Raw genomic sequence first — 13,251 nt, 5'->3', positions numbered from 1 at the left:
GACGGATGCCGCGGTTTGAAAGTTTCGTGCTGTTTGCTGGGATGCGGACGGGGTCGAACTTTCTGGAAGCCAACCTGAATTGCCTTCCTGGCGTGACCAGCTACGGCGAGGCGTTCAATCCCGGGTTCATCGGAAAGAAGGATCAGACCGCTCTTCTGGGCGTGTCACTGGAGGCGCGCGATGCGGATCCGGACCTGCTTTTGCAGCAGATGCGCTACCAGACCGACGGGCTGTTCGGGTTTCGCTTCTTTCACGACCACGACCCGCGGGTGTTGCAGGCGGTTCTGGCCGCCCCTGCCTGTGCCAAGATCATCCTGACCCGCAATCCGGTGGAAAGTTACGTCAGCCTGAAAATCGCGCGGGCAACAGGCCAATGGAAGCTGACCGACGCGAAACGCCTGAAGACGGCGACGGTTACTTTCGACGCGGCGGAGTTCGAGGCGCATCTGACCGCCCTGCAATCTTTTTATCTGCGGCTGGCACAGGCCTTGCAGACCACCGGGCAGACCGCGTTCTACCTTGATTACGAGGATCTGACCGATCTGGCGGTGCTGAACGGGCTGGCGGAGTTTCTGGGCGTCACTGCGCGGCTGGAAGCGATCGACGACACGCTGAAGAAACAAAATCCGCAGGATCTGGATACAAAGGTAGCCAATCCCGACGAGATGCACGAGGCGCTGGCGCGGCTGGACCGGTTCAATCTGGCGCGCACCCCGAACTTCGAGCCGCGACGGACTGCGGGGGTTCCGGCGGTGCTGGCAGCGGCAGGCGCGCCGCTGTTGTTCTTTCCGGTGCGGTCGGGCCCTGAAGGCACGCTGCGAGACTGGCTTTCCGCGCTGGGCGAGGGCGGGCTGGTTGACGGGTTCGGGCACAAGACGCTGCGCCAGTGGAAGCGGGCAAACCCTGGCCATCGCAGTTTTACGGTGGTTCGGCACCCGCTGCTGAGGGCTTACGGTGTCTTTCGTGGGTTGATCCTGCCCGGCAAGCTGGCCGAACAGCGGCGACAACTGGTGCGCCACTACAAGGCCGCTCTGCCCGAACCGGGGTCGGAGTTCGCGGACCTTGAGGCCGAGCGCGCAGCCTTTCTGGTGTTCCTGCATTTCGCAAGGTTAAGCGCAGCAGGCCAGACCGGGGCGCGCGTCGATGCGAACCTGGCCAGCCAGACTGCCCTTTTGCAGGGGTTCGCCGGGTTTCATCCGATTGACCTGGTGATCCGAGAGGATCGTCTGTCGGCAGGGCTGGAGTATCTTGCGGCCGAGGTCGGCATTGCCGCGCCAGCGGTTGCGGTGGACAGTGCCTATCGTGACCAACTTGCCCGGATCATCGACCCTTTGCTGGAGAAGGCGGCGGCAAATGCCTATCCGCGCGACTACGCGGGCTTTGGCTTTGGTGCGTTTTCGCCCTGATCTCAAGCGGCCTGCGGCGCGCGGCTTTCGGTCAGGATGGCATGCAGCTTGCCGGGATCGGTATTGGCGCGCAGTTTTGCGACGATCGACTGGTCTCGCATCGTGCGCGACACAAGAGCCAGCGCCTTGAGGTGATCGACACCCGAATCCTTCGGCGCGAACAGCCCGAACACCAGATCGACGGGCTGGCGGTCGACGCTGTCATAATCCAGCGGCTTTTCCAGCCGGATGAACACGCCGACGATCTTCGACAGATCCTCGAGTCGGGCATGAGGCAGGGCAATGCCGTGGCCCACGCCGGTTGGGCCAAGACTTTCGCGTTCCTGCAGACCGTCGATTGCGACGGCAGCGCTAAGCCCGTAGGCCTGCGAGGCGATTTCGCCCAGTTCCTGGAACAACCGCTTTTTTGACGTGAGTTGCCCGACAATCCTAACGGCGCCCGGCATCAGTAGCTTGGATAGTTCCATGAGTGGTCGATGATCCCGCGCCGTCGGAAGCGCCTGTTACCTGCTGTTGCGGGGGTCGATCCAGCCGATGTTCCCGTCATCCCGACGGTACACGACGTTCACGCCTCCATGGCCTTCGTTCCGGAATACAAGCATTCGCTGCCCGGCAAGTTCCAGCTGCATCACGGCTTCGCCGACGGTGATCGAAGGTATCTTCGTTTCCATCTCGGCGATCACGATGGGCTGGAGCGTATCGGGCTCTGCGTCCTCTGCGTCCTCGGATCCGGCGAGGATATACGTGGCGCTTTCGCTGAATTCAACCGGTGCCGTGCGATGGTTGTGATGGTTGCGGATACGCCGCTTGTAGCGACGCAACTGCTTGTCCAGCTTTTCGCGGCAGGATTCGAAGGCCGCGTAGATCTCGGGCGCATGACCCTTGGCTTGTGCGGTCAGTCCGGTGGACAGGTGAATCGTCGTCTCACAGACATGTTCATGCGCCGAGCGGGAGAACACGACAATGCACTCAGTCGGACGCTGGGCATATTTTTCAATGACTTCACCGATTTCGGCCTTCACGTGGGTCTGGAGAGCCTCGCCGATGTCGATCTGTTTCCCGCTGATCTGGTAGCGCATGGTTTCTCCTTTTCTCATGCCGCCCGTAGCGCTGCCATTCCTGGCAAGACGCACGGACCTTTCGGGGATGGATCGAGGGAACGTTGCGTCACGCGGCTTTTGCCGAACGGGGGAACCGCTGCACAGGGAAACCGGGTGAGGGCTACGGACGCACGCATCAAGGGTATTTGGCGACAGGCCGGGGCGCGTTGTCAACCGAGTCGATTCCAACGGGCGCAAAGCCGATCAAATGATACGAAAATTCTCGCCCAGATAGACGCGGCGGACGGTTTCATCCCGAACAACTTCGTCCGTCGTGCCGGACATCAGCACCTTGCCGTCATGCAGGATGTAGGCGCGGTCGACGATGTCGAGCGTTTCGCGGACGTTGTGATCGGTGATCAGCACACCGATGCCGCGCGATTTCAGATCATGCACCAGATGGCGGATTTCGCCGACCGCGATCGGATCGACGCCGGCGAAGGGTTCGTCCAGCAGCAGATACTTGGGGTCAGCGGCAAGGCAGCGCGCAATTTCCACCCGGCGGCGTTCACCGCCGGACAGCGCCAGCGCGGGCGTGCGGCGCAGGTGGGTGATCGAAAATTCGCTCAGTAGTTCTTCAAGCCGTTCGCGCCGCTTGTGGTGGTCTGGCACGGCGATTTCCAGAACGGCAAGAATGTTGTCCTCGACATTGAGGCCGCGGAAGATCGACACTTCCTGCGGCAGGTAGCCGATGCCCATGCGCGCACGCCGATACATCGGCAGCATGGTGACATCCCGCCCGTCGATCAGCACCTGACCCCCTTCGGGAGTGATGAGACCCGCGATGGCGTAAAAGCAGGTGGTCTTGCCCGAGCCGTTGGGGCCAAGCAGGGCAACGACTTCACCCCGCCGCAGGTCCATCGACACGTCGCGGATCACCGGGCGCTTCTTGTAGCTTTTGCGCAAGCTGCGGATCTGGAGCCCGGCGCTGCCTTCGGTCACGGTCAGGTCAGGGCGGGGTGCCGACATCAGTTGCCACCCGGCACGAAGGTTGTGGAGACGCGCCCCTCCATCAGGCCGGTGCCAGCCTTGAGGTCGATCGTCAGCTTCTGCCCGGTCATGGCAGAGGCGCCTTGGGTCAACAGCACGTCGCCGGTCATCACGACCACGCCGGTGTTGATTGTATAGACCGCCTCTTTCGCCTCGGCGGCGTCGGCCAGATTGCTGATCGTGACGCCACCAGATGCCAGAAGCTGGTCGATGGCCTTGCCGTCTGCGGCGTATATCACCCGCACCTCGGCGGCGGTCAGGCGCATTTCACCCTGCCCGACCAGCACGTTGCCGGTAAAGACGGCGGTGCCATCGGCGTTGTTGACGGAAAGCTGGTCGGCCTGCACCTCGACCGGAAGGGTCGTGTCCTGCTTCAGGCCGCCGAAAGCGACGGTCGCGTTCTGCGCCATGGACTGCGAGCCTGCCGCACCAAGTGCGGCCGCCAGAACCAGTGCGCGAAAGGAAAATGCCATCTTCAATGCCTTCACGGAGAAGCCGAGCTGCCGGGCAGGTATACCAGCTTCACCGCGCCGTTGAAAACCAGAACGTAGGTGCCGGCGGCTTTGTCGGCCTGGCGCAGCGAAAAGTGGTCTGCGGTGATCTTGCCGGCTGGGCCGGTTGCGGTGACCGGGCCGGTGCTTTCCAGCGCCGAACGGTCGAGGTTGGCCGAAACGCCGTCAGTGACGATGCGGTAGCCGGCAGAGGTCGTCGCCACGACCCCGCCCGTAAGATGCAGCTTGCGCTCGGGATCGTCGATCACCGCGCTGGCGGCGACAACTTCGGTTCGCGCACCATCGGGTGTGTCGAGCGCAAGGGTCATTCCCGTGGCCACCGCGCTGGTCGTGGCGGTGGCTGGCCGCGCCTGATCGGCGGTCAGGGTCAGGGCGCTGCCGTCAGAGGTAAGCCCGGCATAGGTCGGTTCGGTCATCCGCGGCGTGCGGGCGCGGTCTTCGACATCGACCTCGGCATAGGGGATCGCGTCGTTCGGGTCGATCCGGTCGGCAAGCAGGAAGAGCGTCGCCAAGATGGCAAGCGCCGCCAGCGGCAGGGCAACCTTCAGCCACGCCACGACCCGCGAATGCGTGTCGGCGCGGGCCATCACGCCACGCCTGCCCTGAGGCAATCGTGGATATGGACGATTCCTGTCGCGGCCATGCCGTCCGGGTCGGTGACGAGCAGGCAGGTGATCTTGCGGTCGTTCATGGCCGCGAGCGCCTCGCCGGCAAGGGCGTCGGGGCCGATGGTCTTGGGCGAGGCGGTCATCACCTGACCTGCGGTCATCGACAAAAGCCCGTCCATGTGGCGGCGAAGGTCGCCGTCGGTGATGATGCCGACCAGCGCACCATCGTGGCCGGTGACGCCAACCACGCCAAAACCGCGACGGCTGATGACCAGCAGCGCATCGCGCATCGACGTTTCTGCCGACACCAAGGGCGGGTCGTCGTGCATCAGGTCACTGACCTTCAGAAGCCGCGCGCCAAGTTTGCCGCCGGGGTGGAACATGCGGAAATGTTCGGGCGTGAAGGCGCGGTGTTCCATCAGCGCAATCGCAAGCGCATCGCCCAGAGCAAGCGTCATCGTGGTGGAGGTGGTGGGCACGATCCCTGTTTCGCACGCCTCGGGCGCGTCGGGCAGCAGGATCGCCGCATCCGACTGCCGCAGCAACGTGGAACCGGGACGCCCGGCCACGCCGATCAGCGGAATGCCGAAGCGCTTGGCGTGGGCAAGGATGTCGGCCAGTTCCGGCGTCTCGCCCGAGTTCGACAGAACGATCAGCACATCACCGCGCGCCACCATGCCAAGATCGCCGTGGCTGGCCTCGGCCGGGTGAACGAAATGCGCAGGCGTGCCAGTGGAGGCGAAGGTAGCGGCGATCTTGCGGGCGATGTGGCCCGACTTGCCCATGCCCGACACGATCACCCGCCCGGTCGAGGCAATCAGAAGATCAACCGCCTGCGCGAAGCTGTCGCCCAAGCCATCGGCAAGGATGTCGAGCGCGTCAGCCTCGCGCCGGATGACGCGGCGGCCGGTGGCGAGGGTGTCAGTGGCTGAAGATGTCATTCAGGTCCCCCCAGCCGAGGAGGTCAAGCTCTGCCCGGGTCGGCAGGAAATCAAAGCAGCGCTGTGCCAGATCAAGCCGGTCTTCACGGATCAGCCGCGCTTCCAGTTCGCGTTTCAGCGCATGGAGGTAAAGCACGTCGGACGCGGCGTATTCCTTCTGCGCATCGGTCAGTACTTCTGCCCCCCAGTCGCTGGTTTGCTGCTGCTTGGAGACATCGACGCCGACCAGATCGGCAAGCAGGTATTTCAGCCCGTGCCGGTCGGTGAAGGTGCGCACCAGTTTGGAGGCGATCTTGGTGCACCAGACAGGTTGGGTAGTAACACCAAAGGCGCGTTTCAGCGCGGCAATGTCGAACCGTCCAAAGTGAAAAAGCTTCAGCCTTGCGGGGTCGATCAGCAGGCGTTCAAGGTTCGGCGCGCTGGTCTGGCCCTTTGCGATCTGTACCAGGTGGGCATCACCCGAACCGTCGGAAAGTTGCACCACGCAAAGCCGGTCGCGGCGCGGGTCAAGTCCCATCGTTTCGGTATCAATCGCAACCACCGGGCCAAGGACAAGACCATCGGGAAGGTCGGAGAGGTGAAGGTGAATGGCCACTGCGCAACTTTCCTGTGGGATACCCAGCCGGATTATCGGCCTGATCCCTTCGGGTCAACCACGCGGGACCGGATCGGCAGGAGTGGTGCTGGAATCAGCCCGCCAGACCCAACGCCGCCACGACCGCATCGGTGATGGCGGGACCCGACGGGCCGACGTCTACGGCGATGCCTTTGCCCGCATCCGGCGGCTCCAGCGCCGCAAACTGGCTGTCCAGAAGCGAGAGCGGCATGTAACGCCACTTGCCTTCGGCCATGCGCGCCGCGATCAGGTTCCGGTTCCCCGCCAGATGAACGAACGTGACCGGATGCTGCACGCCCGCCTGGATATGGTCGCGGTAAGCGCGCTTCTATGCCGAACACCCGACAATGATCGGCGCCCTTTCGCGCAATTCATCCGCCTCGGCCAGCGGTCTTCATCGGTAAGGGGGGTGCCGAGGCGCATCTTCTCGACGTTGGCAGCCGAGTGGAGCGTGTGACCATCGCGGTATTGCAGGCGAAGGCGTGCGGCGACGGCTTCGCAGACGCTGGATTTGCCGCAACCTGCGACGCCCATGATGACGATGCGCTGGGTCGTGGCCAAGCCGATCCTTCCCTTGGTGTTTCCGCTCGACACCGTGTCGCGGGTTTGTTCATGGTAGCCCTGACACCCCTGTCAAAGACGAGGCCCGCCTCCATGACCAAGCCGCATATCCTTCAGATCGGCAGCTACCCCGAGGGTGACCAGCGCGCTTTGGACGCGGCCTTCGACATGCGCCGGTATTTCGAGGCAGCCGACAAGGCGGCCTTTCGACCGGATGCCTGGGCGTGGAACTACGAAGCCGGTCAGTTGGCCTTGGCACGGCGGTCGGATTACTACGTCATCGCCCTGGCCGCGACACTGGAAACCCGTGCCAACCTGATGGCGCATTTCGTGGGCAGGCCGCTGTTGACGCCCGTATGACGACTTTCCCCGGCTAAAGGAGCGACGATGTTCTACGAAGCCCACGACCCGCGTTTTGAACGGTTCGTCATGTTCAACGCCCCGGTGAAACGGCTGGCCACCGGATTCGACTGGGCCGAGGGGCCGGTCTGGTTCGGCGATGCCAACTGCCTGTTGTTTTCCGACATACCGAACAACCGGATCATGCGCTGGTCGCCGGATGGCCTGAGCGTCTACCGGCAGCCGTCGAACTTTGCCAACGGCAACACCCGCGACCGCGAGGGACGGCTGATTTCCTGCCAGCACGGCACACGGTCGGTGACGCGGACCGAGTATGACGGCAGCGTCACGACCCTTGCCGACAGCTATCAGGGCAAGCGGCTGAATTCGCCCAACGACGTGGTGGTGAAGTCCGATGGCTCGATCTGGTTCACCGATCCGCATTACGGGATCATGACTGATTACGAGGGCTACAAGGCCGACGAGGAACTGCCGCGCCATGTCTACCGGATCGACCCGGATGGCAGCCTTGAGGCGGTGATCACCGACATGATGTGCCCCAACGGGCTGGCGTTCTCACCCGACGAGAACCGGCTTTACGTGGCCGACACCGGGCGGATGCATTCGGCCGATCCGCAGCACATCATGGTTTTCGACATGACCTCGGGCCGCCCGACCGATGGGCGCGTGTTCCATGTCATCAAACCGGGCTGCGCCGATGGCATCCGCTGCGACAGTGACGGCAACCTCTGGTCATCGGCAGGTGATGGGGTGCATTGCATCGCGCCGGACGGCACGCTTCTGGGCCGCATCCTGATACCCGAGGTCGTGTCGAACTTCTGTTTTGGCGGGCGCGCGAAGCACCAGCTTTTCATCACCGCCACCACATCGCTTTATTCCATCATCTTGAACCGCAGGGGCGTACAATGGCCGTGACAGCAGACATCGGCCTGATCGGCCTTGGCACCATGGGATCGGCGCTAGCGCTGAACATTGCAGAGAACGCAGGCCCGATTGCGGTCTGGAACCGGACCACGGCAACGACGCGGGCCTTTCATGCCGAGGCGGGCGCGCTGGCCGCGAACATCACCCCCTGCGAGACGCTTGAGGCGTTGGTCGCTGCGATCCGCCCGCCACGTGCAATCATCCTGATGGTGCCCGCCGGACAGCCGGTGGACGACCAGCTTGCAGCACTTGCCCCCTATCTTTCGGCGGATGATCTGGTGATTGACGCGGGTAACGCGAACTTTCACGACACCAACCGGCGCGCAAGGGCGGGGCTGCCGTTCCGATTTCTGGGCATGGGCGTGTCCGGCGGCGAAGACGGCGCGCGCCACGGCCCGGCGATCATGGGCGGCGGTGACAAGCCGGATTGGGACCGCATCGCCCCGATCCTGACCGCGATTGCCGCGTCGTATCAGGGAGCGCCCTGTGCCGACTGGATGGGACCCGAAGGTGCCGGGCATTTCGTCAAGACCGTGCACAATGGCATCGAATATGCTGACATGCAGATGATCGCCGAGGTCTACGGCCTGATGCGCGATGGCCTTGGGCTGCACGCCCCTGCCATTGCCGAGGCGTTCGGGCAGTGGAACACGGGTCCGCTGCAAAGCTACCTGATCGAGATTTCGGCGCAGGTCGCAGCGGCGACCGATCCGCTGACCGGTGCGGCGATGCTGGATGTGATCCTCGACAAGGCGGGCCAGAAGGGCACCGGCCGTTGGACCGCGATCGAGGCGCAGCACCTGTCGGCACCTATTCCGGTGATCGAAGCGGCGGTCGCAGCGCGCAACATGTCGGCGCGGCTTGACGAGCGGGTTGCGGGCGAGGCGCTGTTTGGCCCGGCCCCGCAGGCGGTGACCGAGGGGCTTGGCCTGCCTGACCTGCATGACGCGCTGCTTGCGGGCAAGATCCTGTGCTACGCGCAGGGCTTCAGCATGACCGCCGCCGCTGGGCCGGCCTTTGGGTGGGACCTGCAACTGCCGTCGATCGCCCGGGTCTGGCGGGCCGGCTGTATCATCCGGTCGTCCTTGCTGGATGCGATGGCACAGGCCTTGGCCGAAGATCCCGCGCGCAGCCTGATGCTGGCGCCGACCTTCGCGGCCGAACTGCAGCGTTGCGTGCCGTCGCTGCGCCGCGTGGTGTCGGTTGCCGCACTGCAGGGCCATTCCGTGCCGGCGCTGTCAGCTGGGCTGGCATGGTTTGATGCGATGCGCACCCGTCGCGGCACCGCGAACATGATCCAGGCACAGCGGGATTTCTTCGGGGCGCACGGTTTTGACCGGCTGGATGGGGCGGATGTCCACCACGGGCCGTGGGGAGAATCAGCCTGACGCAGCGGCACGAAACGACAAAGCCCCGCAGCTTTCGCTGCGGGGCTTTTGTAGTTGGTGCCCAGAAGAGGACTCGAACCTCCACGTCTTGCAACACTGGTACCTGAAACCAGCGCGTCTACCAATTCCGCCATCTGGGCAAGGTAGTGAGCCGCGATTTAAAGGTGCAGTCCCAGAGTGTCAACGGGGAGCGGCGAAAATTCGGAGGCTTTCGGCCAAGCGTCGGTGCGGGCATTTGCAGCTTGTTTGGCTTGGCCGTCGCCGCTATTCACTCAGCCGAAGCGGAAGGTTCAGACACAAGGGGCACGGGCAGTTGAGCAAGCTTGTCACCATCTTCGGCGGATCGGGCTTTGTCGGCCGCTATATCGCACGGCGCATGGCGAAAGAGGGCTGGCGTGTCCGGGTGGCCGTTCGGCACCCGAACGACGCGCTGTTCGTCAAACCCTACGGAACGGTCGGGCAAGTGGAGCCCTTGTTTTGCAACATCCGAGACGATGCGTCGGTCCGCAGGGTGCTGCACGGCGCGGATGCGGTGGTGAATTGCGTCGGCACCTTTGACCGTGGCGGCAAGAACAACTTCGAAGCCGTGCAGTCCGAAGGTGCTGCCCGCATCGCGCGGCTTGCGGCAGAAGAGGGCGTGGGGCGGTTGGTCCACATCTCGGCCATCGGGGCGGATGCGCAGGGGCCAAGCCTTTATTCGCAGAGCAAGGCCGAGGGCGAAAGCGCCGTTCTGGCCGCATTTCCGGGTGCGGTGATCCTGCGCCCTTCGGTGATCTTCGGAACGGAAGACCAGTTCTTCAACCGCTTTGCCGCCATGTCGCGGCTTGGTCCGCTTCTGCCGATTGCGGGCGGGGATACGCGGTTCCAGCCGGTATACGTCGACGATGTCGCGCAGGCGGCGGTTAAGGGCGTGCTGGGGCAGGCGAGCCCCGGAATCTACGAACTTGGCGGTCCGGATGTGGACAGTTTTGCCGGGCTGATGCGGCGTATGCTGGCGGTGATCCACCGGCGGCGGCTTGTGGTCAGCATGCCGTTCTGGGTGATGCGGATCGTCGCCTTTGCCTTCGACATGCTGAGCGCGGTGACTCTCGGGCTGATCCCAAACAAGATCATCACGCGCGACCAGCTGTCCAGCCTGACCGTCGACAACGTTGTGCCGACCGGGGCCAAGGGCTTTGCCGACCTTGGGATCGAGCCGACTGCGATGGCGGCAGTGCTGCCGGAGTATCTGTGGCGCTATAGGCCTTCGGGCCAATATGCCGCGATCAAGGATTCGGCCAAGAACCTGAAGAAGGCTTGAGGGTCGAACCCCCGCGGGTGCCCGAAATCACGAGGCCCGGTTCGCATCGGCTGGGCGGCAGGTAGGTCATGGAACACTCGACACTGATCGCGGCGGCGCTGGGCATCCTTGAGGGGCTGACCGAATTTCTGCCGGTGTCTTCGACCGGGCATCTGTTGCTGGCCGGTCATTTTCTGGGCTTCCACTCCAACGGCAAGACCTTTGAGGTCGTGATCCAGCTTGGCGCGATTCTGGCGCTGGCATCGGTTTATGCCACGTTGCTGGTAGGGCTGGTGTTGCGGGCACGGCGTGATCCGGCGGCGCTGCGAGCCATCGTTTCGCTGCTGGTGGCGTTCCTGCCGGCCGTGGTGATCGGCCTTCTGGCGCATGATTTCATCAAGAACGTGCTGTTCGAAACGCCGATGCTGATAGCCGTGATGCTGGTGTTGGGCGGGTTCATCCTGCTGGTTATCGACCGCATCGCGCCGCCAGCAGTGCACCACGATGCGCTGGACCTGCCGATGCGGACCTCGCTGATCATCGGTCTGTTCCAGTGCCTTGCGATGGTCCCCGGGGTAAGCCGGTCTGGCGCGACGATCGTGGGGGCGTTGCTGTTCGGGGTAGAAAAGCGGGCGGCGGCGGAGTTTTCGTTTCTTCTGTCGCTTCCGACGGTGGGCGCTGCGGTGGCCTATGACCTGTTCGTCAACCGCGCCGCGCTGGATTTCGGGGCGGTGTGGCAGATCGCGGTGGGCTTTGCCGCCGCCTTTGTCACGGCGATTCTGGTTGTGCGGTGGGCGCTTGGGTTCATCGGACGCAATGGCTATGCGCTGTTCGGCTGGTGGCGAATCATCGTCGGGACGGCGGCTGGAACCCTGCTTTGGTTGGGGTATTGAGGCGGTAGGTAAGCTTTATTGACCTAAATTCTTCCCTGACGGGTGAAGTTTTGGGTTGTGAGCCGGGAATTCTCCAATTTAGGTCAGCATTGCTGCCTTTTCATCCAGCCGGTTCGGTTGTAGCAAGGCGCTCCCGACGCAGGTGATGGGAGACGAAGCCTTGGCCACGCAAAAGATGCTCAAGTTCGTGACGGTGCCGAAGGCGATGCCCGAAAAGCGCGCGCCCAACTTGCGCTCACAGGATTTCGACGAGATTTATCGCGAGTACGCCGCCGAGAAGGCCGCCGAGCAGGCGGGGCGGTGCAGCCAGTGTGGCGTGCCTTATTGCCAATCGCATTGCCCGCTGCACAACAATATTCCCGATTGGCTGAAGCTGACCGCCGAAGGCCGGCTGCAGGAAGCCTATGAGCTGAGCCAGGCCACCAATACCTTCCCGGAAATCTGCGGCCGCATCTGCCCGCAGGACCGGCTGTGCGAAGGCAACTGCGTCATCGAACAGTCGGGCCATGGCACCGTGACCATCGGGTCGGTGGAAAAATACCTGACCGACAAGGCGTGGGAAATGGGCTGGGTCCAGCCGATCCACCCACATGCCGAACGCAGCGAAAGCGTGGCGATCATCGGTGCGGGGCCGGGTGGCCTTGCGGCGGCGGACGTGCTGCGCCGGGCGGGTGTGCAGGTGACGGTCTATGACCGGTATGACCGCGCGGGTGGGCTGATGACCTACGGGATTCCGGGGTTCAAGCTGGAAAAGCCGGTGGTGATGCAGCGGATCGAGCAACTGGAGGCCGGCGGCGTGCAGTTCGTGCTGAACTGCACCGTGGGCGAGGACATCACCTTTGATGCGATCCGGGGCCGGCACGATGCGGTGCTGATCGCAACGGGCGTCTACAAATCGCGCGATATCGAAGCGCCGGGCGTAGGTGCGCAGGGCGTGGTAAAGGCTCTGGATTATCTGACCGCATCGAACCGCAAAAGCTTTGGCGACGACGTGCCGGAGTTTGACAGCGGGATGCTGAACGCCAGCGGCAAGCGCGTGGTGGTGATCGGCGGCGGCGACACGGCGATGGACTGCGTGCGCACCGCGATCCGGCAGGGGGCGCTCAGCGTTAAGTGCCTGTACCGCCGCGACCGGGCCAACATGCCGGGCAGCCAGCGTGAGGTGGCCAATGCCGAGGAAGAGGGCGTGGAGTTTGTCTGGCTTTCGGCACCGAAGGGCTTCACCGGCGGACCGGATGTGGAGGGCGTGATGGTGCAGAAGATGCGCCTTGGCGCGCCGGACGCGACCGGGCGGCAAAGCCCAGAGGTGATCGAGGGTGCCGACTATGTGGAGCCTGCCGATCTGGTGGTGCAAGCCCTTGGTTTTGAACCCGAAGACCTGCCAACCATGTGGAATGTGCCAGAGCTGAAAGTGACCCGCTGGGGCACCATCAAGGCCGACTTCCGCACCCATGAGACCAACTTGGCCGGCGTCTATGCGGCAGGCGATATCGTGCGCGGTGCAAGCCTTGTGGTCTGGGCGATCCGCGACGGGCGCGAGGCGGCAGATGCGATCCTGGCCTATCTGAAACAGGCCGAAGCGGTGGCTGCGGAGTGAAGCTGCAAACTGTCTGGCAGGCGTATGGCACCTTAGCCCTACCCCGGCAGACGAAACGTCAGACGATGTGACCCAT

General features: G+C 63.7%; 15 protein-coding genes and 1 tRNA gene. 7 read left to right on the top strand and 9 right to left on the bottom strand.

Annotated elements, in window-relative coordinates:
- The first annotated feature begins 5 nt into the window (after positions 1-5).
- Positions 6-1,406, top strand: a complete 1,401-nt coding sequence (locus tag ACROUL_RS01040; RefSeq protein ID WP_431297706.1) for a nodulation protein NodH — start codon at positions 6-8, stop codon at positions 1,404-1,406.
- A 2-nt stretch (positions 1,407-1,408) separates the two neighbouring features.
- Here the strand turns inward: ACROUL_RS01040 and ACROUL_RS01035 are convergent, their stop codons facing one another.
- From ACROUL_RS01035 to ACROUL_RS01000, 8 genes are all read right to left on the bottom strand, one after another.
- A complete protein-coding gene (locus ACROUL_RS01035) occupies positions 1,409-1,873 on the bottom strand; it encodes a PTS sugar transporter subunit IIA (protein WP_431297705.1) in 465 nt (154 codons plus the stop codon).
- A gap of 36 nt (positions 1,874-1,909) precedes the next feature.
- Positions 1,910-2,485, bottom strand: a complete 576-nt coding sequence (hpf, locus tag ACROUL_RS01030) for a ribosome hibernation-promoting factor, HPF/YfiA family (protein WP_431297704.1) — start codon at positions 2,483-2,485, stop codon at positions 1,910-1,912.
- A 225-nt stretch (positions 2,486-2,710) separates the two neighbouring features.
- Complete coding sequence (gene lptB, locus ACROUL_RS01025; protein ID WP_431297703.1) at positions 2,711-3,475, bottom strand: LPS export ABC transporter ATP-binding protein; 765 nt, start codon at positions 3,473-3,475, stop codon at positions 2,711-2,713.
- Positions 3,475-3,969 carry an LptA/OstA family protein gene (locus tag ACROUL_RS01020; protein ID WP_431297702.1) on the bottom strand — a complete coding sequence of 165 codons (495 nt, stop codon included), beginning with the start codon at positions 3,967-3,969 and terminating at the stop codon, positions 3,475-3,477. Before ACROUL_RS01020 ends, lptB begins: the two co-directional genes overlap by 1 nt.
- An 11-nt stretch (positions 3,970-3,980) precedes the next feature.
- A complete protein-coding gene (lptC, locus tag ACROUL_RS01015) occupies positions 3,981-4,595 on the bottom strand; it encodes an LPS export ABC transporter periplasmic protein LptC (RefSeq protein ID WP_431297701.1) in 615 nt (204 codons plus the stop codon).
- A complete protein-coding gene (locus ACROUL_RS01010; protein WP_431297700.1) occupies positions 4,595-5,557 on the bottom strand; it encodes a KpsF/GutQ family sugar-phosphate isomerase in 963 nt (320 codons plus the stop codon). Before ACROUL_RS01010 ends, lptC begins: the two co-directional genes overlap by 1 nt.
- A complete protein-coding gene (locus ACROUL_RS01005) occupies positions 5,538-6,152 on the bottom strand; it encodes a ribonuclease D (RefSeq protein WP_431297699.1) in 615 nt (204 codons plus the stop codon). The genes ACROUL_RS01010 and ACROUL_RS01005 overlap by 20 nt, the downstream gene beginning before the upstream one ends.
- A 94-nt stretch (positions 6,153-6,246) precedes the next feature.
- Positions 6,247-6,468: a hypothetical protein gene (locus ACROUL_RS01000; protein WP_431297698.1), complete on the bottom strand. Its 222-nt coding sequence runs from the start codon at positions 6,466-6,468 to the stop codon at positions 6,247-6,249.
- 359 nt (positions 6,469-6,827) lie between these two features.
- Between ACROUL_RS01000 and ACROUL_RS00995 the strand changes: the two genes are divergently transcribed.
- Genes ACROUL_RS00995 through gndA form a run of 3 tightly spaced genes read left to right on the top strand, consistent with a single transcriptional unit; the run spans position 6,828 to position 9,406 of the window.
- Positions 6,828-7,094, top strand: a complete 267-nt coding sequence (locus ACROUL_RS00995) for a hypothetical protein (protein ID WP_431297697.1) — start codon at positions 6,828-6,830, stop codon at positions 7,092-7,094.
- 27 nt (positions 7,095-7,121) lie between these two features.
- Positions 7,122-8,009, top strand: a complete 888-nt coding sequence (locus tag ACROUL_RS00990) for an SMP-30/gluconolactonase/LRE family protein (protein WP_431297696.1) — start codon at positions 7,122-7,124, stop codon at positions 8,007-8,009.
- Complete coding sequence (gndA, locus tag ACROUL_RS00985) at positions 8,000-9,406, top strand: NADP-dependent phosphogluconate dehydrogenase (RefSeq protein WP_431297695.1); 1,407 nt, start codon at positions 8,000-8,002, stop codon at positions 9,404-9,406. Before ACROUL_RS00990 ends, gndA begins: the two co-directional genes overlap by 10 nt.
- Before the next feature lie 55 nt (positions 9,407-9,461).
- Here gndA and ACROUL_RS00980 read toward each other — a convergent pair.
- Positions 9,462-9,546, bottom strand: a tRNA-Leu gene (locus tag ACROUL_RS00980).
- Positions 9,547-9,719: 173 nt separating this feature from the next.
- Between ACROUL_RS00980 and ACROUL_RS00975 the strand changes: the two genes are divergently transcribed.
- From ACROUL_RS00975 to ACROUL_RS00965, 3 genes are all read left to right on the top strand, one after another.
- Positions 9,720-10,706, top strand: a complete 987-nt coding sequence (locus tag ACROUL_RS00975; RefSeq protein WP_431297694.1) for a complex I NDUFA9 subunit family protein — start codon at positions 9,720-9,722, stop codon at positions 10,704-10,706.
- A gap of 68 nt (positions 10,707-10,774) precedes the next feature.
- Positions 10,775-11,578 carry an undecaprenyl-diphosphate phosphatase gene (locus ACROUL_RS00970; RefSeq protein ID WP_431297693.1) on the top strand — a complete coding sequence of 268 codons (804 nt, stop codon included), beginning with the start codon at positions 10,775-10,777 and terminating at the stop codon, positions 11,576-11,578.
- Positions 11,579-11,738: 160 nt separating this feature from the next.
- Positions 11,739-13,175: an NAD(P)-dependent oxidoreductase gene (locus ACROUL_RS00965; RefSeq protein WP_431301216.1), complete on the top strand. Its 1,437-nt coding sequence runs from the start codon at positions 11,739-11,741 to the stop codon at positions 13,173-13,175.
- Positions 13,176-13,251 lie beyond the last annotated feature (76 nt).

Origin of the sequence: Tabrizicola sp. BL-A-41-H6, assembly GCF_050632395.1 — a bacterium.
Lineage (GTDB): Bacteria > Pseudomonadota > Alphaproteobacteria > Rhodobacterales > Rhodobacteraceae > JAUYQR01.
This window is presented reverse-complemented; position numbering and strand designations above follow the sequence as displayed.

Bases quoted from the DNA above. Each gene is read 5' to 3' on its own strand.
- ACROUL_RS01040 (WP_431297706.1), top strand. From the start codon at position 6: ATGCCGCGGTTTGAAAGTTTCGTGCTGTTTGCTGGGATGCGGACGGGG.
- ACROUL_RS01035 (WP_431297705.1), bottom strand. From the start codon at position 1,873: ATGGAACTATCCAAGCTACTGATGCCGGGCGCCGTTAGGATTGTCGGG.
- hpf (WP_431297704.1), bottom strand. From the start codon at position 2,485: ATGCGCTACCAGATCAGCGGGAAACAGATCGACATCGGCGAGGCTCTC.
- lptB (WP_431297703.1), bottom strand. From the start codon at position 3,475: ATGTCGGCACCCCGCCCTGACCTGACCGTGACCGAAGGCAGCGCCGGG.
- ACROUL_RS01020 (WP_431297702.1), bottom strand. From the start codon at position 3,969: ATGGCATTTTCCTTTCGCGCACTGGTTCTGGCGGCCGCACTTGGTGCG.
- lptC (WP_431297701.1), bottom strand. From the start codon at position 4,595: ATGGCCCGCGCCGACACGCATTCGCGGGTCGTGGCGTGGCTGAAGGTT.
- ACROUL_RS01010 (WP_431297700.1), bottom strand. From the start codon at position 5,557: ATGACATCTTCAGCCACTGACACCCTCGCCACCGGCCGCCGCGTCATC.
- ACROUL_RS00995 (WP_431297697.1), top strand. From the start codon at position 6,828: ATGACCAAGCCGCATATCCTTCAGATCGGCAGCTACCCCGAGGGTGAC.
- ACROUL_RS00990 (WP_431297696.1), top strand. From the start codon at position 7,122: ATGTTCTACGAAGCCCACGACCCGCGTTTTGAACGGTTCGTCATGTTC.
- gndA (WP_431297695.1), top strand. From the start codon at position 8,000: ATGGCCGTGACAGCAGACATCGGCCTGATCGGCCTTGGCACCATGGGA.
- ACROUL_RS00970 (WP_431297693.1), top strand. From the start codon at position 10,775: ATGGAACACTCGACACTGATCGCGGCGGCGCTGGGCATCCTTGAGGGG.